The 21,812-nt window shown below is 49.3% G+C and carries 12 protein-coding genes; 9 read left to right on the top strand and 3 right to left on the bottom strand.

The window, feature by feature from the left end; all coding sequences use genetic code 11:
- Positions 1-20 precede the first annotated feature (20 nt).
- From AMF_RS07495 to AMF_RS07485, 3 genes are all read left to right on the top strand, one after another.
- On the top strand, positions 21-374 hold the full coding sequence (locus AMF_RS07495; protein ID WP_010264616.1) for a ferredoxin family 2Fe-2S iron-sulfur cluster binding protein: 354 nt from the start codon (positions 21-23) through the stop codon (positions 372-374).
- A gap of 31 nt (positions 375-405) precedes the next feature.
- Positions 406-1,569, top strand: a complete 1,164-nt coding sequence (locus tag AMF_RS07490) for a hypothetical protein (RefSeq protein ID WP_037349533.1) — start codon at positions 406-408, stop codon at positions 1,567-1,569.
- Positions 1,570-2,074: 505 nt separating this feature from the next.
- A complete protein-coding gene (locus AMF_RS07485) occupies positions 2,075-2,494 on the top strand; it encodes a cytochrome c-type biogenesis protein (RefSeq protein ID WP_241759976.1) in 420 nt (139 codons plus the stop codon).
- A gap of 106 nt (positions 2,495-2,600) precedes the next feature.
- Here the strand turns inward: AMF_RS07485 and AMF_RS07480 are convergent, their stop codons facing one another.
- Positions 2,601-3,206 carry a UbiX family flavin prenyltransferase gene (locus AMF_RS07480; RefSeq protein WP_012658963.1) on the bottom strand — a complete coding sequence of 202 codons (606 nt, stop codon included), beginning with the start codon at positions 3,204-3,206 and terminating at the stop codon, positions 2,601-2,603.
- 333 nt (positions 3,207-3,539) lie between these two features.
- Here AMF_RS07480 and gyrB point away from each other — a divergent pair, with 333 nt between their 5' ends.
- The 4 genes from gyrB (at position 3,540) to nuoH (ending at position 9,460) form a co-directional block, all read left to right on the top strand.
- Positions 3,540-5,921, top strand: a complete 2,382-nt coding sequence (gene gyrB, locus AMF_RS07475; RefSeq protein ID WP_012658962.1) for a DNA topoisomerase (ATP-hydrolyzing) subunit B — start codon at positions 3,540-3,542, stop codon at positions 5,919-5,921.
- Between the two features lie 180 nt (positions 5,922-6,101).
- The gene (locus AMF_RS07470) at positions 6,102-6,317 is read left to right on the top strand and encodes a hypothetical protein (RefSeq protein WP_010267645.1); all 216 of its coding nucleotides are present in this window, start codon (positions 6,102-6,104) and stop codon (positions 6,315-6,317) included.
- 7 nt (positions 6,318-6,324) lie between these two features.
- On the top strand, positions 6,325-8,400 hold the full coding sequence (gene nuoG, locus AMF_RS07465; protein WP_010264599.1) for an NADH-quinone oxidoreductase subunit NuoG: 2,076 nt from the start codon (positions 6,325-6,327) through the stop codon (positions 8,398-8,400).
- Position 8,401: 1 nt separating this feature from the next.
- A complete protein-coding gene (nuoH, locus tag AMF_RS07460; RefSeq protein ID WP_012658961.1) occupies positions 8,402-9,460 on the top strand; it encodes an NADH-quinone oxidoreductase subunit NuoH in 1,059 nt (352 codons plus the stop codon).
- Positions 9,461-9,605: 145 nt separating this feature from the next.
- Here nuoH and ankC read toward each other — a convergent pair whose 3' ends face one another.
- Together ankC and hpf are read right to left on the bottom strand one after the other, a co-directional pair.
- Positions 9,606-19,190: an ankyrin repeat domain-containing protein AnkC gene (gene ankC / locus AMF_RS07455; protein WP_012658960.1), complete on the bottom strand. Its 9,585-nt coding sequence runs from the start codon at positions 19,188-19,190 to the stop codon at positions 9,606-9,608.
- A 681-nt stretch (positions 19,191-19,871) separates the two neighbouring features.
- Positions 19,872-20,186, bottom strand: coding sequence for a ribosome hibernation-promoting factor, HPF/YfiA family (gene hpf / locus AMF_RS07445; RefSeq protein WP_010264593.1), 315 nt, complete (start codon positions 20,184-20,186; stop codon positions 19,872-19,874).
- A gap of 103 nt (positions 20,187-20,289) precedes the next feature.
- Between hpf and AMF_RS07440 the strand changes: the two genes are divergently transcribed.
- Both AMF_RS07440 and AMF_RS07435 read left to right on the top strand, forming a co-directional pair.
- Entirely contained in the window at positions 20,290-21,180 is an 891-nt protein-coding gene (locus AMF_RS07440; RefSeq protein ID WP_010267642.1) for an RNA polymerase factor sigma-32, read from the top strand.
- Positions 21,174-21,707 (top strand): invasion associated locus B family protein, encoded by a 534-nt coding sequence (locus AMF_RS07435; RefSeq protein ID WP_010264587.1) that lies wholly within the window; start codon positions 21,174-21,176, stop codon positions 21,705-21,707. The genes AMF_RS07440 and AMF_RS07435 overlap by 7 nt, the downstream gene beginning before the upstream one ends.
- Positions 21,708-21,812 lie beyond the last annotated feature (105 nt).

Here is a 21,812-nt window from a genome sequence, read left to right as displayed (position 1 = left end):
ACAATTTTCGGGGTTTGTGAATGCCGTCGGTGACTTTTGTATCTCAGAATGGAGTTGAGAAAACGTATGAGGCTCATGAAGGGGAGACCCTTCTTACGTTAGCGCACAGGAATAAGGTGGATCTGGAAGGTGCATGCGAAGGTTCGTTGGCTTGCTCCACGTGTCATTTAATCATTGATCCGGAGTGGTATGACAAGGTAGAGTTGCATAACGAGCTGTCTGATGAGGAAAACGATATGCTTGATTTAGCATTTGGTCTGACTGAGACGTCAAGGTTGGGATGTCAAATTGTTGTGACTAAAGAACTCGACGGGCTGCGTGTCATGCTTCCTAGCGAGACCAGGAATGTATCCTTTGCTGAAAAAGAGGAGTAGGCTTTGTACGTGTTCTATTGGCGGTGGTATTATGACTAAATTGAAGTCAGTCGGTGCAGGCTTGTTGATTCTGGTGTGCGGCCTCCTTGCGGGTGCTTATCCGGCTTCAAGGTGGCTTGCAAAACAGGTTTCTCTATCTGTTGTGGATGCTATGCGTGGTGCCGGGCATGGCGTATTTCCTGTAAAATCGGTCAGCTATGAAGATATTGAAATACTAGGGATAATTCCGCGTCAGATCCTGCTGCAGAATTTTAAAGTAGATGTTGGTGGTGTGTCAGTGGTAGCGGAATCCCTATCGCTATCCTACGATGGGTCTGATAACATGTTTAACCTTGCATTGCCGGGTGGTAGCGTGCAGATATTCGGGTTGTCGCCAGAGGCGGAGGGTGAGTCTGGTGTGATAGAATGCAAAACCAGTGCCAGCTACAGCGCAGTATTTAAAGATAGCTTGCTGTTACAGGTGCTCAAGAAACTTGTACTCAGAAAGGAGGCTACGAATGAGGTAGTGAAGTTCACATATTCTGATGAGGCTGGAGTTTCTTGCTTTGATGCGGCTTCCGGTGAGTATGTTCCTGTGTATGACAGGGCACATTTGTCTGTAGAGGATAATGCGCCGGCTTCCGAGGACGGTAAGCAGGGGTTTGCTGTTACTCTTAATTCAGAGGTTGTGAGGAACAAGAGTGCCGATGGGTCTGGGGGCTTATTTCTCCAAGCGAAAGGTCTTTCCCTGTCGCAGTTGCGTGGGTCTGCAGAGGCCGAGAAGGCTTTGTATGCGGATATCCAACATATTGAGCTTCGCAGCGATGGATTTAGCCTGCTGGTGCACGGCAATACATCACTGTCAGAGAGCTGCATGTTACTCTCGCCTGCAAAGTGCAAGTCAGATCTGCATTTCGAGCTGAGAGGCTTTGCTGAATTTTCAAAGTTTGTTTCTGATATTGTTCAACAGACGCACCTAGGCAAGGAGCAGGAAGCAGTGGGTGAGGTGGCAAGAGAAGTTAACTATATGGCGCTTTTTGAGGTTATCATCGATGCAATAAAGAGTGTCTCCATTGCTGCTAAAGATGACGCCGACACCATAACGTTTACCGTGAAATCTGATGGCAACACGCTCACTATAGGCACCATGTCATTTCTGGAATTTTCAGAGTTGGTCATGAATAAGGTCAAGGAGGCCAAGATTCCCGGGCTCTAGCCGCTCAAAGTTTGTAATTGATGGGTCCCTGTGTGCGGATATGCCGCCGCTGGGGTTGCTTGTACCTGCCGCGCCCTTGTGTGCTGGCTTGGCCGCCAGCATGATGTGTGGGATAAACGTAGGGAGATTTGCAGAGTGATATCAGGTGTATTACAACTTGTATGCTAAATTCTAGCAACTCGTAGAGGTGTACCGGCGTGAAAAACTGCTAGATTTAGTGGCAAAAACCTGAGTGGTGAATTATAAAAATAGCAAATTTGCCATATGTTACGCCGTGCTTTGTATATAATCGTTTTACCAATTTTACTCGGGTTGCAAAATTGGTAGCAGCCTTAAAATGGAACGCACGTCAGGATGTTGGCAGTTTCATGATACAACCGTAGCTCTATGTACTACCGCGGTTTTCATGCTGTATGGTGTGCGATGATGGCCTGCTCTGCAATGTTTTTGTGGTGCACTGCTTGCATGCTTCGTGGTTTTGTTGTAGACATTATTGTGCGTGTATATGGTTTTGTCAGTGGCCAGGCTGCTTTTCTTTTTCCTTTTATGTATGCCCTTTCCGTGCTATGCCGCCTCCTTTGCGCTTGATGCGGGGTTGGTACCTGGGGAGGTGGAATCTCGTGCAGATAAAATTTTCAGAATGACGAAGTGCCTGGTGTGCTCTGGGGAGTCACTGCGGGATTCGCAGGCCCAGTTTGCGGTTAATATGCGAGAGTTGATAAGGGGCGAGATTCTCAATGGTCGCACGGATGACGAGATATTGGCTGATCTTAAAGGTAGATACGGAAGGCAAATACTTAGCTTCACGCCTTACGAGGGGCACGCTCGGTTCCTGTGGGCCTTGCCCTTGCTCGCTCCCGTGGTGCTCGGCGCGCTGATGTTTGCAAAGCTGGTGCGCATTAGGGGTGGATCAGAGCGCGCGTGAAGCAGCAGCCCCTCCTTTGCTGGATGCAGTTTTCCTTGGTAGGCTACGCATTGTGTGGCTGTAGCTGGGACATGGGTTGCGTGTTATCTCCGGGTGGGGGTTGTGACTAGATTCCCTGCCACTCGCGTAACTCCTGCTGTATGTCAAACATGCCTAGCACTCTGTCTACCGAATTGTTTACTATATCGTCTAGCGATTCGGGGTGGTGATAAAACGATGGTACGGGCGGGGCGATTATTGCTCCCATCTCTGTCAATGATACCATGGTGCGCAAGTGCCCCAAGTGCAGTGGGGTCTCTCTGAGCATCAGTACGAGTTTTCTCCTTTCTTTTAGTGCCACATCTGCAGCTCTGGTTAGTAGGTTAGAGGTGACGCCGGTTGCAATCTCAGACATAGTGCGTACCGAGCATGGGACTATGACCATCCCTGCGGTTTTGAAAGACCCGCTCGCTATCGAAGCGCCTACGTTGCGTACGTCATGGTAGTGCGTACAATAATCTGTGCACAATTGCTCCACCGTGAGTAAATGACCGCACTCGTGCGCCATAGTTACCTTTGCCGCATCACTTACTACGAGGTGGACTTCATATTCGGACTGACGCAACTTCTGCAGCATGCGTATGGCATATAATGCGCCAGACGCGCCACTGATTCCTACAATTATTCTTTTTACCATGGCCAGTTTGTGTGGTGTGCACCCTGAAAGGCCCATTCTAGAGCCTCACATCCCGGAGCACAATGCGTTTTTCTGGCGTATGGACCTTGGAAGCAAAGAAAATTTGCCCGCCGTAGAGCACATTTCGCGAATGCCTTCCGACCCAACCCGAAGGCAAATTCTGATTGAATGCATCGGGGTACACGGTTGCGTATCCGGAATCGCACCTTTTTGTTGTCTAATGTGTTCATTGCTGCAACTCGCATTATAATGGCCAGATAGATGTTTTGAGTACTAAATATGGGCCACGTGTTCTCTATAGTGGATTGCAGTTTTACATTTATCGGATTTTTTGTATTATGGGGCGGTGGTTCTTTATAATGTGTCAGAATGGGTAGTTATAACGCGAGCGCGATAACCGTTTTGAGGGGCCTGGATGCGGTTAAAAAGCGTCCTGGTATGTATATTGGGGATACGGATGACGGCTCTGGACTTCACCACATGGCATATGAGGTCATAGATAACGCCATTGACGAGGCCCTGGCGGGGTTTTGCAACAAGATAGACATTGTGATAGCAGGCGATGGCTCAATTGCCATTACAGATAACGGCCGCGGCATTCCCATAGATATCCACGAAGAAGAAGGGGTCTCAGCAGCGGAGGTGATTATGACCCAGCTGCATGCGGGCGGTAAGTTTGACCATAACAGTTATAAGGTGTCCGGTGGGCTGCACGGTGTTGGGGTGTCTGTAGTGAATGCGCTCTCTAGCTGGTTGGAGCTCACAATTTGGAAAGAGGGCCGAGAATATTTTATGCGATTTGAAAACGGGGCTGCTATTTCCCCGTTGAAGATGGTGGGAGAGTGCGGAAGCAAGAAGGGCACAAGGGTGAGTTTTATGCCCTCTAGCGACGTGTTTTCTCATACGGATTTTAGCTATTCTACCCTGGAGAACAGGGTTCGCGAGCTTTCTTTGCTGAATTCTAACGTGGTTATTACACTGAAGGATATGCGAGAATCTCCGGCTGTGGAGTCAAACTTTGGTAACAGTTTAGAGGAGGGCAGTAGCGGCACCGCGGCGTTTGTCGAATATCTCGACCGGAATAAAACTCCTGTGACTAAAGTCATTTCCCTTAAGGGCATGATGAGTGGCTACGAGATTTCTGTAGAGCTCTCCATGTGCTGGAATGACTCTTACTACGAAAATATGCTGTGCTTCACGAATAACATTCGCCAGAAAGATGGGGGAACGCACCTTGCCGGGTTCCGCTCGGCGCTGACTAGATGTGTCAACAATTACGCTACTAGCGAGGGTTGCCTGAAGAAAGCCAAGGTTGCCATCATAGGGGAAGATGTGCGAGAGGGGTTGACTTGTGTTCTGTCGATCAAAATGCCAGATCCCAGATTTTCATCGCAGACCAAAGATAAGCTAGTGAGCTCAGAGGCCAGGTTGGTGGTCGAGAGTATAGTGTTTGAGAAGCTTTCTTCCATTTTTGAAACCAATCCTAAGCTCGCCATGAGCGTTGTGGAACGGGTTATCAGGTCGGCAAAGGGTAGAGAGGCAGCGAGGAAGGCGCGTGAGGTCATCAAAAACAAGGGTGGGCTTGACTTTGCAGCATTGCCGGGAAAATTGGCTGATTGTCAGGAGAAATCCCCCGAGCTATCCGAGCTTTTTATAGTTGAGGGTAATTCTGCGGGTGGTTCTGCGAAGCAGGGTAGGGACCGTAGATACCAGGCGGTTCTTTCGCTCAGAGGTAAAATCCTCAATGTAGAGCGCGTCGGCCTGGATAGGATGCTTTCTTCGAGCGAAATTGCCTCACTCATCACGGCGATAGGGAGCAGTATAGGCATAGGCAGTTTTGACGTATCTAAGGTAAGGTATCACAAAATCATCATAATGACTGACGCTGATGTTGACGGTTCGCACATACGTACCTTGCTGCTTACTTTCTTTTTCAGATACATGAAAGACATAATAAGCGAGGGGTATTTGTATATAGCCCAGCCGCCGTTGTACAAGCTTACTAGGCATAGGAAAGACACGTACATCAAAAATGACGAGGCGTTGAGTGACTATATCGTGGGCAATGCAACTCGAAGCCTGGTGCTTAGCGGAGGGGCAGAGCACTCTGGTGCGGAATTGCAGTCCATACTGCGCAAGTGTATGCGCATCGCTAATGTGACTAAAGCGTATGCCAGGATGATCCCGCAAGAAGTTTTCGAATCGCTCATTGTGCAATACAAAAAGTGTGGCTTGGGTTCACCTGCAGACATGGCCGCCCATCTGAATCGTGTGTTCTCTGAGTATCAGTGGAATGTCGAGATGTCTGAGGACGGGATGATCACGATCTTGAGATTATCTCAAGGCATGGTCGACAAATACGCTATAGGTGCGGATTTTGTACACTCTCGGGATGTGCAGAACATTGTCAGCACGTTAGATGGTATAGAAGACATATTTGGAGCAGACACGACGCTGTCTGCGAAGGACTATCAGATGAAGGTGCGTTCTCCGTGTACGCTGGCCAGCAGTGTGGTGGAATTCGGTCGTAAGGATATGGCGCTTCAGAGGTTTAAAGGTCTTGGTGAGATGAACGCAGACCAATTGTGGGATACTACGCTCAATCCTGAGACCAGGACGTTGCTGAAGGTCAAAATATCGGACTATGCTGCAGCCGATTCCATCTTCTCGGTGCTAATGGGCGATCTTGTCGAACCCAGAAGGGACTTCATTAACGATAACGCGCTCAGAGTCGAAAATATTGACTCATAAGGTTTTCTTTCCAGGTGTAGTTGCCGCGTCTATGGCCTAGGTTGTTGGGATTATACCCGGTCGCATTAGTTGGGGTATCTTTTAGTTTTACTTCCGCGCTATTTCCGGACCTATCTTGGTTATTGTTGTTGACGGGGTGATGTCACCTGATAAAATTGGTCCTGTTTTTAGGAGGTTACGATGGCAAAAGGTGGCAAGGTTGCTAAAACTGCTAGCAAAAATAATCCTAACCAACGTAAGAAAGGTAGCTCTGCCAAGATGTATGCCGGAAAGGCAGTGAAGCCCGTAAGGTACGTTGATAGGGATAAAGGGCACGTGTTCATGGCGGCCCAGTTTGACGACGGTAATCTGGTCGAGGGCTCTGACGGGATTCCGGTGCAGTGGTCAAGCATATAGGGGTGCCGTGGTCAAGGTGGTAGTAAACTCTACGGAGATAGAAGTCGAAGAGGGGGTTACTGTCCTCCAGGCATGTGAGAGCGCCGGGGTCGAAATTCCGAGGTTTTGCTATCACGAACGTCTGGCTATAGCCGGAAATTGCAGGATGTGCCTGGTGGAAATTACCGGGCAACCCAAGCTCGTTGCTTCGTGCGCCATGCCTGTATCTGAAGGTATGGAGATAAGCACTGGCAGCGAAAGGGTGCGCAAGGCCAGGGAAGGTGTACTTGAGCTACTACTGATAAATCATCCTCTGGATTGCCCAATTTGTGATCAAGGGGGAGAGTGCGACCTGCAAGATCAAGTTATGGGCTACGGGCGCGGTATCGGTAGGTATGATGAATGTAAAAGGGCCGTATCGAAAAAGGCATTTGGCCCCCTTATAGAAAACTCGATGAACCGGTGCATCCACTGCACCAGGTGTGTGAGGTTTCTGTCAGATGTTGCAGGAACATATGAGTTCGGCACCTTTGGCAGGGGGGAAAGCATGGAGATAGATTCTTGCATCAAGCAGGGTGTGCTTTCCGAGTTGTCTGGCAATATAATAGATCTATGCCCCGTAGGCGCTCTTACCTCAAAGCCGTATTCATTCAAGGCCAGGCCGTGGGAGCTCTCTCATTGTGACACGATAGACGTCTTAGATGCTGTGTGCAGCAATATCAGGGTCGACTCTCGCGGTCTTGAGGTCATGCGCGTTCTGCCGAGGCTGAATGAAGACATAAATGAGGAGTGGATTTCAGATAAAACGAGATTCTCGTACGATGGCTTGAATGTTCAGCGCCTGGATAAGCCTTATGTGAGAAAGCGCAATAAGCTTGTAGAGGCTAGTTGGGATAAAGCGCTTGGACTGGTTATGGAACGCTTCCGTAATACGCCGCCTGGTGGTATAGCCGCGATTTCTGGTGACCTGGCGGATTGTGAATCTATGTTTTTGTTGAAAAAGCTGATGTGTCACCATGGTAGCGAAACCATGGAATGCAGGCAAGATGGAGCTAAACTGCCGCCAAACCCCAGAAGTATGTACCTGTTTAATACGTCGATTGCAGGCATAGAAGAGGCAGACTTGTGCTTGCTGGTGAATGCGAACCTGAGGTTTGACGCACCCATAATAAATGCCAGACTGCGCAAACGATATCTGGGCGGCGGCATTGTTATTGCTGCTGCGGGATGTGGTTTTGACTACACATATGCGGTGCAGGATTTGGGGCGAGAGCTCAGCGTGTTACGGGATATTTACGATGGACATCACGAATTTTGCGGGGCTTTGCAGGCTTCAAAAAGGCCGATGATTGTGCTAGGGCAAGACGCGCTCGTTTCGGATGTAGGAGGGGAAGTATTGGAGCTGGCTGCCCGCATTGCAGAGAAGTTTAATATGGTTCGGGATGACTGGAATGGGTTTAATGTGCTTCACAGAGCGGCCGCTAGGGTTGGGGGGTTGGATATAGGCTTCCTTCCGAAAGATCCAAACAAAGTTGGAGTACGCGAGATTTTGCATAAGGCTTCCAGTGGCGATTTCCAGATGTTATATCTTCTCGGTGCGGATGAGATAGATCTCGGCCCCGTAAAGGACGCCAATCCTGCGCTCTTTGTGGTGTATCAGGGGCATCATGCGGACCGTGGTGCGCACATTGCGGATGTTGTACTGCCCGGTGCTGCGTATACGGAAAAAAGGGCCACTTACGTCAATACTGAAGGGAGGGTGCAAAGAACTGAGGTTGCGGTTCGCTCCCCTGGGGATTCAGTGGAGGATTGGATGATATTAAATATGCTGGCAGAGCGCGTTGGATGCGATTTTCGTTATAGTTCAGTTTTTGACGTTTGGAAGGAGCTTGCGAGCGTTGGCGACCAGTTTAGGGAAGAAAACATAGGGAGCTTGGTTGCTGCAAAATGGTCCGCGCCTAGCAAAGGCGGTAAGCCGCGGTTGCCCGCATTGAAGGGGGAGTTTACTGTTGAGCGAAGGAATTTTTATATGACTGATCCTATAAGCAGGGCGTCTGCGACCATGGCCAAGTGTACTAAATTTTTCACAGAGAAAGCCTGCTGATATGGATATCCTCCAGAGATTGATGGCTCAACTGTTGTCGTCTGGGTCGTCGGTTTTTGTCATGCTCTCCGCGATTGTGGGAGTTATGATTTCGGTTGCGTACCTTGTATACATGGAGCGCAAAGTTATTGCCTTTATGCAGCTGAGGCACGGTCCGAGCGTTGTTGGGCCGTTTGGCCTGCTACAACCGTTTGCTGACGCGCTAAAGCTGGTGACCAAAGAAAGTATTGTTCCGCTGCAGTCGAGGAATTTTGCTTTCTTTATTGCGCCTGTTATCACATTCACTCTCGCGCTGTCTGGGTGGGCGGTCATACCTCTTGGGGCCAGTACGTATGTGGTCAACGGCGTTGAAACTACCATTCCCGCGTCTATTGCCAATATCAATTTGGGGGTTTTATACATCTTTGCCATATCTTCTCTAGAGGTTTACGGGATCATCATGGCAGGATGGTCTAGTGGCTCAAAGTATGCGTTTCTAGGCGCAATCAGATCTGCCTCCCAGATGATTTCCTATGAGGTGTCCATGGGGCTGGTTGTCCTGTCAGTGGCTGTATCGGCTGGGTCTCTAAGATTGGTTGACATTGTTGTGATGCGTCACACCATGCCGTACTGGGTGGATTTGCTATTGCTGCCCATGGCGTTCGTGTTTTTTATTTCAATACTCGCCGAGACGAATCGCCATCCTTTTGATCTGCCTGAGGCCGAGTCGGAACTGGTTTCCGGATATAACGTTGAGTATTCATCCATGCCGTTCGCCATGTTCTTTTTGGGTGAATATGCCAACATGATTCTCGTCAGTGCCATGATGACGATATTCTTTTTGGGTGGGTGGTATCCCCCAATAGACGTCCAATTTCTGTATTTGATTCCCGGATTTGTGTGGTTCTGCCTGAAGGTTCTGTTGCTGCTGTTTTGCTTTATATGGGTCAGAGCGACCATACCACGCTATCGGTATGACCAGCTCATGAGATTGGGATGGAAAGTATTTCTGCCGTTTTCTTTCGTGTGGGTGATGGTGGTTTCTGGGGTACTTTTATATCTAGATAAGCTGCCTAAGTAACAGCGGCCGCGTGAGACCCTCCCACAATTGCCTAGAGGTCGGGTGCGCAAGCCGCTCGCGAACTTTTAGGCTGGGGGAACAGCTTGGTACGCTGTAGATACAAGCTGGGTCTGCATCCTCCTGTAAATTTTAATATGTAAGGCAACTATTGCCGCTCAATTCCCCCCTCGTGCTGTTTTACCTCTGGAGTAGGGGTAGGTGTTCTAGGTAGACCTGAGCCATCATGCTCTTCATTCTCCACAAGTGTTATCGAGGTTTCTGGAAAGCTTTGGCCTGAGCCTGTCCAATTCTCAGCACGAAGTATTTGTGCGCCTATACTGGGGGATGCATCCCTATCATCAGGTCCTGTTTTCCGTTGCAATGACTCTGCTGCGCTGTCATGCCCAGATGTAGTACTGCGCAAACTGTCGGTCAGCCCCGCTATCGCACTTTCCAGCGTTTGTTTGGCGTCACTGGATAACCGTGCTAGTACCGGTGCTTGCTCTGAATCTGTGGAAGAAGCTGTGGAAGACCTACTGCGGGTTGAGAAAGTGCTGGACACACTGCTACTTCGCGCTCTCTCTTTCTTGTGTTCAAACTGCTCCGTAATTTCTTGCACCGAGCCAGAAAAAATTTCCTGCGGACTGCCGAGCTCTGTTGCAGCATGCAAACAGGTATTTGTTATATCTTTGAGGAGTCTCTGCCCATCTGTCTGATCAATGGCTGACTCTTCTCCAGCTCCCAACTGCGGCCACGTTATACCTGATGGTGGCTGCGCCCTTTCTTGTTCCACCGCCTCTACGATCCTCGGCAGATATTCCAGAGAGATTCGCATTGTAAAGTTATTAGAGGATCTACGTGCAATTTCCCGGACCGACGATAGCGCGGACTTTATTTGACTATCAACTTCTGCTCCAAATCCGTAAGGTGAGTTATATTCCTCGGAGAGTTTTTGGCCACTATCCTCTATTTGTATGTCATCATTGGTTATTTGCAGTATCGGGGTGCCGAGCACAGCGCATCTTGCGCCATGGTCACGCATAACTTCCACTATTGCCTCTGCTATTGCTGATTTTCGCCTATCTGCACTGAGCGTAGTATCGTTCTCTATAGTTTTGTGTCGTGATGATAGAGCTGATGCAATATCCTCAATATTGCAGGTAGCTGGTATGTCAAATGCGTAGTAAGAGCCGGTCTGCTTACACACGTGCATGATACTCTGCCAAGCAGTCACTGTATCTAGGACGCCTGCCTCTGATACAGTTTCCTGGTCTTCATGGCTTTGATCTGAAGCCAGGTTGTTGCTGCTGTCCTGTACTCCTAGGCCGCGCAATATATCAGCAGTTTTCTGTGAGAGCTGTGATGAAGGGGGGAGTTTTGCGTCCTCAACATAGGGGTATTGCTCCGCTACATCTGGTGCCGCAAGTGCACTGCTAGCTTGCCCTGTGTGCAGCCCGGCGTCATAAGTGGGATCCCATGAAAGCTCGTGGAGGTCCTCTTCTGCCACACTTAGACTATCTGCCTGCGTGCAATACTCTTCATCCTCTGCGCTTATCACGCCTTCGTCGTCGCTTGTAAACGACGCAAAGCTTACTGATCTGCTGCGTTCCCGATCCAAGCTGTGTTGTTCGCCCGTTTCATGGGGTGCAGATTGCCGCGCGCTTGGCATCCCGTACGCAGTGCTGGCCTGTCTTCTTGATCCCACGGTAATTTCATCGCACAGCATGCAGGTGTTCGCGATATCCTTCAATATCCTTTCTCCATCTGCCGAGCTAATGTTAGGGGCGTTTAGATCAACCTCTGTAGGGGGGCTATCCTTGATTTTCTGTACAGCTATTGCCAACATAGGAAGATGCCGCAGAGGCATGTTGATTGTACAATCCACCGAGGACCGATCGCAAACGTCTGTTATGAACTGTAGCCCTGACTTTATTTCAGCATCAAGATCTTTTCCAAACCCGTAAGGAGAGGTCCAGTGATCGGGTATGCTGATGTTGGGGTGTTGCACCACACCGTTGAGCACAGTGACCGTTGGGTTTGTGCCCAAATCTTTAAATTCAATGTTATGTTGCGCCAACGTTGCGGGGATCGCCTCCTTGAGTTCGCGTGCAGCGTCTTCCTTCCCAGCATCATCGTCTGCCGTATATTGGTCACGAAGCGCCTTAATAGCTGCGGCGGCTGAGGCCACATCGCTATTTTCGTTGGTATTAAATGCATAATAGTTGTTAATATAGTTGCACACGCCCGTTATGCTGGCCCACTCCCGAGTCCCCTGTGCACCATCTTGTATATATTTGAGGGTGCCAACAGCGTGTGCACTTTGCTCAGTTGTAGCAGCTGCATTGACGCGTTCAAAGTTTGTCAACGCGCTAGCCGTTGGTTGTGGTATAGCTTCTTCCTGGTCGGAGTGTTGCTTTGAATTGCCGATGCTGTCACCGCCAATATTTGCTGCTGCGTCTACAGTGTTGCCGCGTACTTCGTCAACGGCGCCGTGATCCTGCCCATCAATTACACTATGTGGCTCAGAGCTGTACGTAGATTTCCCCGCGTCATCTGTTGCCTCCTCGCCGTATGCTTGTGCGGTTGGGTAAGGTGTAGTAGGGGATTCCTCAGTTCCGTCTTCACGTCCAACCCCACTGTACATTTGCGCTGTGTCTGTGTGCGGTGGGCCAGGCTCTGTCTGAGGAGACACACTGGCGCTAGAGCCATCCCCTAGGTCAGCTATACTGCCGCGCGGTACAGGGTGCAGTGGCTGAGGATCTTCTGCCTCAGGCCTCACATCAGGGTAAGACGCACTCCGCTGCCTACCACGAGTTGTACCACCCGGCTCTTCTTGTATAGCATTAACGTCTTGTGTGGTGAGCGATGCCATATTTCCGTCATGTCCGGGTTCGCGGTTCCCGGGGTTTTGCGCTTCACTATGGGGTGACTGCAACCCTTCCGCGTGCGGTTGACCAACCTCTGCCCGAAAAGACGCACCGCCGTCGGGGCCATCCCTTCGGTCAGCGGTACTGCTGCGCGGTGCAGGGTGTGGTGCAGAGCTTAGTTCAGAGCCAGAGACACCGTTAATGTAGTTCTGTAGTTGGGGTAGGTCAGAATCTGATTCTTTCGGCCTTACATCAGGGTAAGATGCACTCCGCTGCCTACGATATGCTGTGCCACTGCGCTCTTGTACGTCGGCGCTTGGGTCACTATGTGCGTCCTGCATGACGGGCGTTGCCGCATCTCCATCACGTTCAGGACCTCGTTCTCCTGAGCGCTGTTCGCCCATATCGGGTGATTGCCCTGTTTCCTGCGCGACGTCTAGGCTTCGCGCACGATCCGCTGCAACTTGCGCTGGTTCAGCTTTCCAGACGCCGTTTCTCAGCGCATCTTCCAGAGAAAACCCTCCTACGTATACCCTACAGTTGTTGAAGTTTAACTTTTCCCCTTTGCTGCCACATTTGTTTATGGAATCAGGTGCTACGCTTATCTTCCCGTCCGCATGGACCATTACGACCACTTTCTGTTCGGGGCCTTGCGCCGGCTTCCAGGATAAAGTCAGCTTTACGACGCCTTCAGTAGCTACATAGTTGCGCTTGTTGCCTACTTTTTCTACGTAACCTCGGTCTTGGCCTTGGTTAAAGTCAAATGTAGCTTTACTCAAATTGTTCTTGTTACATAAGTCACTGTAGAGCAGCTTGGTGGCCAATAGCGTGCCACCGCCCAGTTTTATCGCTATAGTCGCGCCAGATATGTCGCAGTGTGAGGATTGGTCTTTCTCCTTGTGCCTGACGAAGCGTTTGTCCGTTTCGTTTTGTGCCTCTTGCTTGAGTCTATCATACTGCAGCCTATGCTGAGCAAGCAATTGTAAGCAGCTGTTTTCCCTACCAAATAATGACCCTTTGAGTGCCTTTGCCATATCACATGCAGAGAGCCCATTATTATTTTTATGATGTAGGGCTGCTCCATGGGAGACCAAAGTTTCTAAGATTTTGATATGCCCATCAGTAATATTTCCCCGGTTTTGCACCAAGTGGATGAGCAGGCTCTGCAATGGGGTATTCCCATCTTTATCCAGCTGGTTTATATTACTCCCAGTCTGCATTGCAGCGATGAAAGCACTATGATCTCCAGAAGTGGCTGCTATATGCACGCGAACATTTTGCTCGGCATCACATCCGCCAACTGGGAACACGGCATAATTTTCGTAAATATGGCGCTGAAGGGCCGCCTGGTTGGATGCCCTTACCAATATCGTGTTAAGATCACAAAAATTGGCTATAGCTTTAGCCCCGAGCTTGTTTTCAATTGCTCTGAATGTGTCATACGCAGGTTTGACTGAAGCAAGTGTCTCTAGGCAGTTTTCTCCGCGTGCATTTCTGTGCTTTAAGAGTATTTCCTTTAGCAGTTCAGGGTCTTCGTTGCTCAGGTTTTCCAAAAGTGCTGAGAATACTTCCTGCAACACCTCAGCTTTGGCTATGCCTATGCCAACTTTACTCTTTGATAGCTCATGCAATACACTCTGTATGGCATTATTCCCTTCATGGTCTACGTTGGTCAGTAACTTTCTGGTGTCGCTATTTTTAATAAGCTCTTTTATATACTTTTTGTGATGGTCGCTGAGGCCTTGATGCGCAGACACGGCGTCTGATATAGCACGCGAGAATAAGGTGCGGAACGTGTTGGCCGAATTTCTGCTGAATGCTGGGTTGTCCTTCACGAACGCTGCAAGCTGGTTTACCGCTTGTGGGTCATGGCGCTCTCGCAGCTTATCCTCAATTAGGGATAGTTTATCCTTCAAGAGTGACTCCCTATTGGCGGCATCTATGGCTTTGCTGCGCAAAGGCGCGAGCCGCACATTATTTTCTAGTATCCCTCTTACAGAGGTCTGACTTCTAGATTGTGTGATACAGCTGCACTGCTCAAGCAAATTTGTGTACATTTCAGCAAAGCGCCTGTCCTGCTGCAGAATGTCAGGGTTTTCAGCAACAAACCTTGACAGCTGCACTGGTAGATTGTCCCCTGCGGCGTCGCATATGTTAGGCCTGAGCTCACTGGCTCTGTGTTCTAGCACATACTTAATGAAGTCAAGGTTCTTTATGGCGATTGCGTGTTCTATGGGGGAGACTCCAGTTCTATAATCTCTAGCCGAAAACGCCTCTATGGGCATGCGACTCATGCTTGCTAGGTCGTGCGATTTGACCGTTCTTGAATTGACGATAGAAAATAGATCTCTCTGGTGCCCAATAAACACATTTCTGGGCTGCCCCACGATTGGGCTTGCACGCTCTAGAGGATATATCTCATTAAATGAGTGCAGGGATGTACTTGTTAGTAGATTTGCCAGGGCATCGTCATCCAGATTCTTAGTATCCTCTAGAAATTTGAGCGATAAATCTTGCTTTGCATCAGCCTTTAATTGAGGATGATCATCCAGGAAAGTGTCAACGGCGTCATCTCGCCGCCTCAAGTTTGCACCCGCGATAGTATTACGAAAGAAACTATCTCTCCTCTTTCCCTCTTTTTGGCTTATTAGCTGAGAATCAAGTTCTGGATTCTTGTGGATGAGCTCCAGCATTTCTACAGTGCTTGGTTTATCGTTGCAGTTGGCGGCATGCTCAAGTATTCCCTTGCCATTACTGTCAACTGTGTTCAGAGGAACGCCGTTTGCACGAGAGTCATCAATTAGGTGAGCAAAGGCATAAGTGCCGTCCTCCCTTTTCATACCACTTTGTGCACACAAATGTGCCACGTTTTCCCCGCGATTTGTGGTACGGGCTGGATCGCCACCGAGTGCTATGAGATCTGAGAGGATTTTGTAGTTACCATGCGAGGCTGCTAGGTGTAATATGGAACGACCATCCACGCTCTGATTAATAATCTCTCTAGTGCGATCGTTGGGCTCCCTTCCATTACGCTGTATGTAGTCTTCTAGCAATTTTTCTGCTGCCTGGCAATCTCGAGATTCCAACGCTATTCGCAGCAGGTTTTCACTTCCTGCATGCTGAAACGCATTACCGTCCGCAGCCGACGCATATCCGCTAATGATCTGGCGATTTTCGGTGTTCAAACCCAAGTTGTGTCTTAGCAGTATACTCTTCAGCGTGTTAGCAAATGCACCACCAGGGGAAAACGGCGCAGATTCTGGCCCGTGCTGTGCAGATGCCTCGGCTGGCCGCATAGCCGCACTTGCTGCCCTGTCTTTTTCTAGAACGGCATTTACGGTTCGATGTGCAAGGTACCGCAACATAGCACTTCCGGCCCCGTCTTTAGGGCACACTGAGGTGGCAAAGTCGTACAGAGACTGGTGTGTTGTGCCATCTGGCACACTATGAGCGCTCAGCAAAACGTCTGGGTTCCTGTTGAGCACTGCTTCCACTATTTGTATGTTACCTGCACGGATAGCAGCGTCTAACAGTGATTTATTATCGGGAGAGCGTTGTACGTATACTTCACATGCTTTGGGCATGTTATGTTCTGCAATATGCGAGATCAAATTCTCGTCCGCAAATCTGTTAAAACTTGCCTCATCTAAATTTGCCATGAAGAATGCCAACATATTGTCCTTCAGCACGGCGTATGGCGGTGTTGCACCCGCAGATTGTGACGACTCCTGCCATAACATTTGCGACAGGCGCCCACACGCATCCCCTGCATCAATGTGCCCGATCAGGTCCGGGTTATCGTGGTTTATTGCCTGCTGTATTAAACCATCGCGTATTGTTGTATCCTGGGAGCTACGTGCTGACTCTTCCAAGTCGCTAAATAGTGCTGGGTTGTATAGATTATTTTCAGCTAGGTGCATCAGGAGCTGTTTAGATACTGCCGGGAACTGTTTGGGATCTTTTTCTCGTATCTTCTCTAGTAAGACCCGGTGCACTTCAGGGTTACTGTTCCGGGCGGTCCGAGCTATCAGGGCTTTGGTATTGTTCTGATTGCCCAATACATCAATACGCGTGCTAGCTACATCTGCTTGTTGATTAGCGTTAAATTTTTCAGCGAGATCAAACACCCACCTCATCATCGAAGGATTGTTGTGTTGCAATGCCAGATCGGTCATCACGCCGCTGCCCAGCAGGTGTTCCATATCTTTGCTTTGTAGTGCGCCCGTGATGAATGCACATAACGCGCTACGTGACTCCTCGCTCGTGGACATTGCGATATCCATGGGTGTTTTCCCATCGGCATTTTTTTGCGCGATTGCGTCCATCACAAGTGACGATAGCCTTTTGTCGGGTGTTGTGCTAGGCGGTTGTGTAGCGTGGGGCAAAGAAAACAGAATATCCGACCTTCCGGTTTTTACCAGAGTGTGCAGTAGGTTGTCTTTGCTTGCGCCGTATTGCACGCATATTTTGCCAGGGTCCATCTTCCCCAATAGGTGATGCGCCATGGTAAGATTGCCGCCCCTGATCGCGCATTGCAGAGGGGAGCCCAAGGAAGAGAAGCTCTCGTAGTCGGCTTTGAAGGCCAGATTCTGGGTCTGTACTTCGCCAAATCTGGATACGAGCAGGTCCATTTGTGTTGGTGTGCCACGCATTGCTACCAGCGTGAAGATGCTATGCCCAGTTTTGTCGGCGTGGGCTGCTTGCTTGAGGGATTCAAAAGTTTGAAAATCGTCTTTGAGGGTCTTTTTAAATTTGTGCGGTTCATCCGCTGAACTTGCAAGTATAGGAACGTACTTGCTCAGCAATCCATAGTCTCGCAACACTTCATTGTCGTTGTCAATGCGTGCACTTGAGCTGGTACTGGTGCTCGCTGGGCCCTCGACGCTCTGTCTGGGTGCGTACAGCTCGGCCAAGCCTTTTTGCCGCTGTGGGAGCGCAGCGCGTTGCTGTGACACTTGCTCTGTAATCCCTGGGTATTGTCTCTCAAGGACAGCCGACAATCTGTGCGCATTTTCTGGAGCTGCATTTTGCAATATTCTATTGGCGTCAGGTAACGGAATGGATTTTCCGCTCCGCAATATACCCTCAACCATGTTGCTTGCGGTGTCCGGAGCGACCCTAGCCACTTGTATTATGCTCTCTATAGCGTGCTGCAGGTCTTCAGCGTCGGTGCTTACCTCGGCATTTCTGGAGATCTTCTTATGGAATTCAAGCAAGAAGTGTGTTGCTTGCGTGTGACCAGCATCAGAAGCCACTTCCAATACGCTCTTACCTGATATAGGGTCTTCCGCGTATACTGAGTCTGGCATCGCCCTAAATACGGCGCGCATTTTGTCAATGTCCCCGGTACTTGCGAGGCTTAGTGTGCTCCTGAATACCTCTTCCCGTAGCGACTGTATGCCTTCCTCGATGGTACGATCATAATCTGTTGAGCGGCCGCCCAGCGCGACGATGTGCTGTGACACGCCATCAAGGAATTTGAATATTTTATCCCCGTCAGATGAGCTTATCATTTTGCTCACTGCTGAGGTACCAGAACAATTGCGCTGCGATATCGCTTTTAGTATTGTACCAGCCGAGCGATACTCTGCAGTGCGTTCAAGTGTAGTTAGCAAGGTGTCCGCAGTCGGGTTTTTCTGGGCAAATTCGGCTATTTTATCTGCACGAGCGCAACTGGAATTAGGAAATCTGGACACCATACTGCCCAGCAGATTTGGGTTCTCAAGGCTGCGGCTGCGCTCCAGAGCCAGGTTCATATTATCGCTCAGGGCGTGTGATTCTTCTGATCGCGCTCCGATTAGCCTCCAGGCGAGTTGGTAATGCGCTGATGCCGCAACGCAACACATGAAGGTTGCTTTGTCCTCAGATGTCTCTAGTGTGTTATATAGGGCCTCCCACAGGTCAGTTCTTGCATCTCCGGCGTTTAGACACTTAACCAGCCTGTCTGGGTCTTTTAGTAACTCATGAACACACTCTTTAAGCAGGTCTGGTGGGTTGTCCGGCGAGAATTGAGACCCGACAAGCCTGTCGATTATGGATTGATCGTCGCGCTCCAGCCCAACCATGGCCAGCTCTCGGGCATAGCTAGGATTGTCGTTGCACAGAGTATATACGTAGTCATTATTAGCTTCTGCCGCTCTGTAGATTACCGATTTGCCTTCTTTGTCCTTAGCTAGGAGATCTACTTTGGTTGCGACGTCTGGATAATATTCAAATATTCTGGAGTCGTCTGCAGAAAGTTTTCTATAAGCTATGTGCAGCGGGGTTTCACCCAAGCCGTTTTTTTGGTTTAGTAAGTCTACGGCGCTCCCGCCTGCGTTGCTTCCGAGTGGGGTCTCCAATACTGTATCGCGCAGATTCATGGCGAGTGCAATATTGTTCCACTTGCCGGATTCACACGCAGAATGCAAAATGTTGTTGCCAGCTTTGTTTACCCGGTACAAAACGTGCGGATGCAGCTGCGCTAACTTGTTATAGGACTGAACATCGCATTCAATGGTTTTTAACGCGTGGGAGAGGGGAGTGTCACCCATTGCATTACTGGTCCCCCAGTTGACGCCTTTTGTTTCCAACATGGCATCCAGGTATTCTTTGGGGGCTTCGAGTACCATAAATGTTGGCTGATTACCGTTAGGATCCGCCGTGTTGAGGATATCGGGAGTGCAAAATTCCAGAATTGCCTTAAATGCATCTGGGCTCGTATTGGTTTTGCCTTGTGCGAGCGCATATTGCAACAACGGTTTGTTGTCAAAAATTGGACGGCACATCGCGACGGCTTTTTCTTCCGCCGGGAGCGCTTTCAACGCCTTTCGGACACCTTCAGCATTGTTGGTGCGTATTGCTTCTAACAGCTCACTGCGGATGTTGCCAGATCCCCCTTGCATTTGTTATTTTTCTCCGATCATTTTGATTTATGCAGACATTACATGCTAACGGATTACCACAATATTAATTATCTTCTGGAATAACTGCGATAACGCGGAAGCTTGGACATTAGCGAATTATACATACAGAAAACAGAGTAGCTTAAAGACTGATGCCTCTTGAGAAACTGTGCAATGGGAGTAACGTCGTATATGCTAGCTTTGGTTGACATACTACTGCGCACCACAGATGCTCTAACATTGAGTACTAATATCATGCGATGGCCAGATTAAGAAGGACTATATACTACTCCTGAACCGCCGTGAAAGTGCACACCAATGCGGATATACCTACCAACGCATGCAGCGCCGGGGGATATCATGGCACTCCCAAGTACGCTTGCCGCTGTTATGCGCGGCTATTTTACCCCACCACCGCGTTTGTCAGGCTAACTCCAAGCTAGGGTGCTCCCTTTGACACATACCATTCTTTACGATTTTTGTGTTTGTGGACAGCAACGCGGGTATCGACAACAATCCCATTTCCCATGGCTGCTCCTCCTGCAGGCATTTTCCTAAGCGATATCCCCCCTCCTGATATACATATATACAAAGGTATATAGAGGCGCGAGTTTTCAACGCCCGGGCCACCAGCTTCTTCGCTGATGAAGAATATCACTTCATCTCGTCCTTTGTGGCCCTTCAATTTGCGGTGTGGTTTTTATCTGTTTTTTCTTCTTTATACTTACGCAGCCCATTAGCCACGTGCGTGACTGCGGCATCTACGGCCTTGTATACCGTTTCAGCACTTTTTGATGCATTGACAAATTCGTGGTGATCTTCATGTATCGAGACGCACGCAGTAAACATGTGTGCCTCTTTTGCCATGACTACCCTTACGTTAATCTGCGGACTATCGTGCAAGTACTTGCCTAAATGGGAAGAAATACTATCTTCAACATAGGATTTTATGCTTGCTGTCGCCTTGTACCCTCTACATGTGATGATCACGTTCATTGCAACATCTCCCGTACACCAGCAACCATTATACTAGCAAAGTCTTGAAAATTCAGTATACTCTACCTATATGGCACCTGTATTGCTAGCAGGTGGTTGTGAAATGGGGAGTGCTTCTGGTATGCTCACAGCGTCGGTGTTTTCTTACATGGGGTCTGACGACCTGGTTTCGTACGTTGCCCAGGTGCGCACATTTCCCATTCTTTCTGAAGAAGAGGAAAAGCGCCTGGCAGAGAACTGGTACAGAAGAGGGTCAGTTGCGGATGCCCATAGGTTGGTGACTAGCCACTTAAGGTTGGTGGTGAAGATAGCCATGGGGTTCAAAAGCTACGGTCTCCCCATTATGGAGCTGATCATGGAGGGGAATATAGGCCTGATGCAGGCGGTGAAAAGGTTTAACCCGGATCTTGGCTTCAGGCTTGCGACGTATGCCGTGTGGTGGATAAAGGCCTCTATCAAAGACTATATTTTGCGCTCATGGTCTTGCATACGTGTAGGTACAACGCAGGCGCAGAAGAAGCTGTTTTTCAGCCTTAGAAAGATTAAAAAGCGGCTGTTGAGCTGTGGTTCTTCTATGACCAAAAAGGAAATCAAAGCTATTGCGGAGGAGTGCGCCACTTCAGAGGAGGAAGTTGAGAGGATGGACCGGTTTTTTGCCAATCGGGACGTTTCGCTTAATGAGCAGGTGCATGGGGAGAGTTCTGTTGAACTGCAAGATCTTGTACCTTCCTCGCTGCCCAGCCAGGAGATTATGTACCTTGCAGATGAGGAGAGTGCCATTAAGAAGTCTATGTTTGATTCAGCCCTCGCCACCCTGGATGATAGGCACCGAGACATTTTCACCAGGCGCAGACTGCAGGAACGTCCGGACACTCTGGAGAAGCTGAGTGAAGAGTATGGAGTCTCGAAGGAGAGGGTCAGACAAATAGAGTTACAGGCGCTTTGCAAAATCAAATCATTTATTGAAGCTAATAGGGTGAACGTAGGATGTTAATCATGAGATTTTTGGCATATTGTGGTATCCTCTGCTGTCTGCCTTTCTACGGATGGTCTTCCAATGCCTTACTTTCTGGGGTAGGAAACGTATATTTGGTCGAGAAAAACAGAGACTGGAGCATATACACCGCAGTTCAAGAGGGCCAGAGGTTCTGCTATTTGCTATCGTTTCCCGTGAAGCATGGTGATGGTGAGACCCGTGGTGACGCTGCAATAATGGTTACTAGAGTGAGCGACGTTTTCGATGAGGTTAGCGTCACGTTCGGCTTCAAATATGGCAACAAGCCTGTGGTACTCACTGTTGATCAGAAAAAGTCTTTTTCGGTGTCCATAATTGATGACCAGGTTGCGTGGGCTGAAAACGCCGACATTGACTCTGCGTTGATAGACGCATTTAAGCGTGGGCTTAGCATGTCGGCTGTAGGGTACGCTGAGGATGGCAGGAAAATCGAAAGTGTGTACTCACTCAGGGGGTTTAGTAAGTCCTACGAAAGGATGAAGAAAGTCTGTGGTGGAGGAAACTAGTCCTGCGCGGCTCCCCGTACTACGTTTACCGTTGGTGTGGTTGCCCCCGGGTTTATGTGACTCGCGGCTTGAGTAGGGGGAGCAACCCTCTGTTTTTGGGGGTGT

The organism is Anaplasma marginale str. Florida (assembly GCF_000020305.1).
Taxonomy (GTDB): domain Bacteria; phylum Pseudomonadota; class Alphaproteobacteria; order Rickettsiales; family Anaplasmataceae; genus Anaplasma; species Anaplasma marginale.
This window is presented reverse-complemented; position numbering and strand designations above follow the sequence as displayed.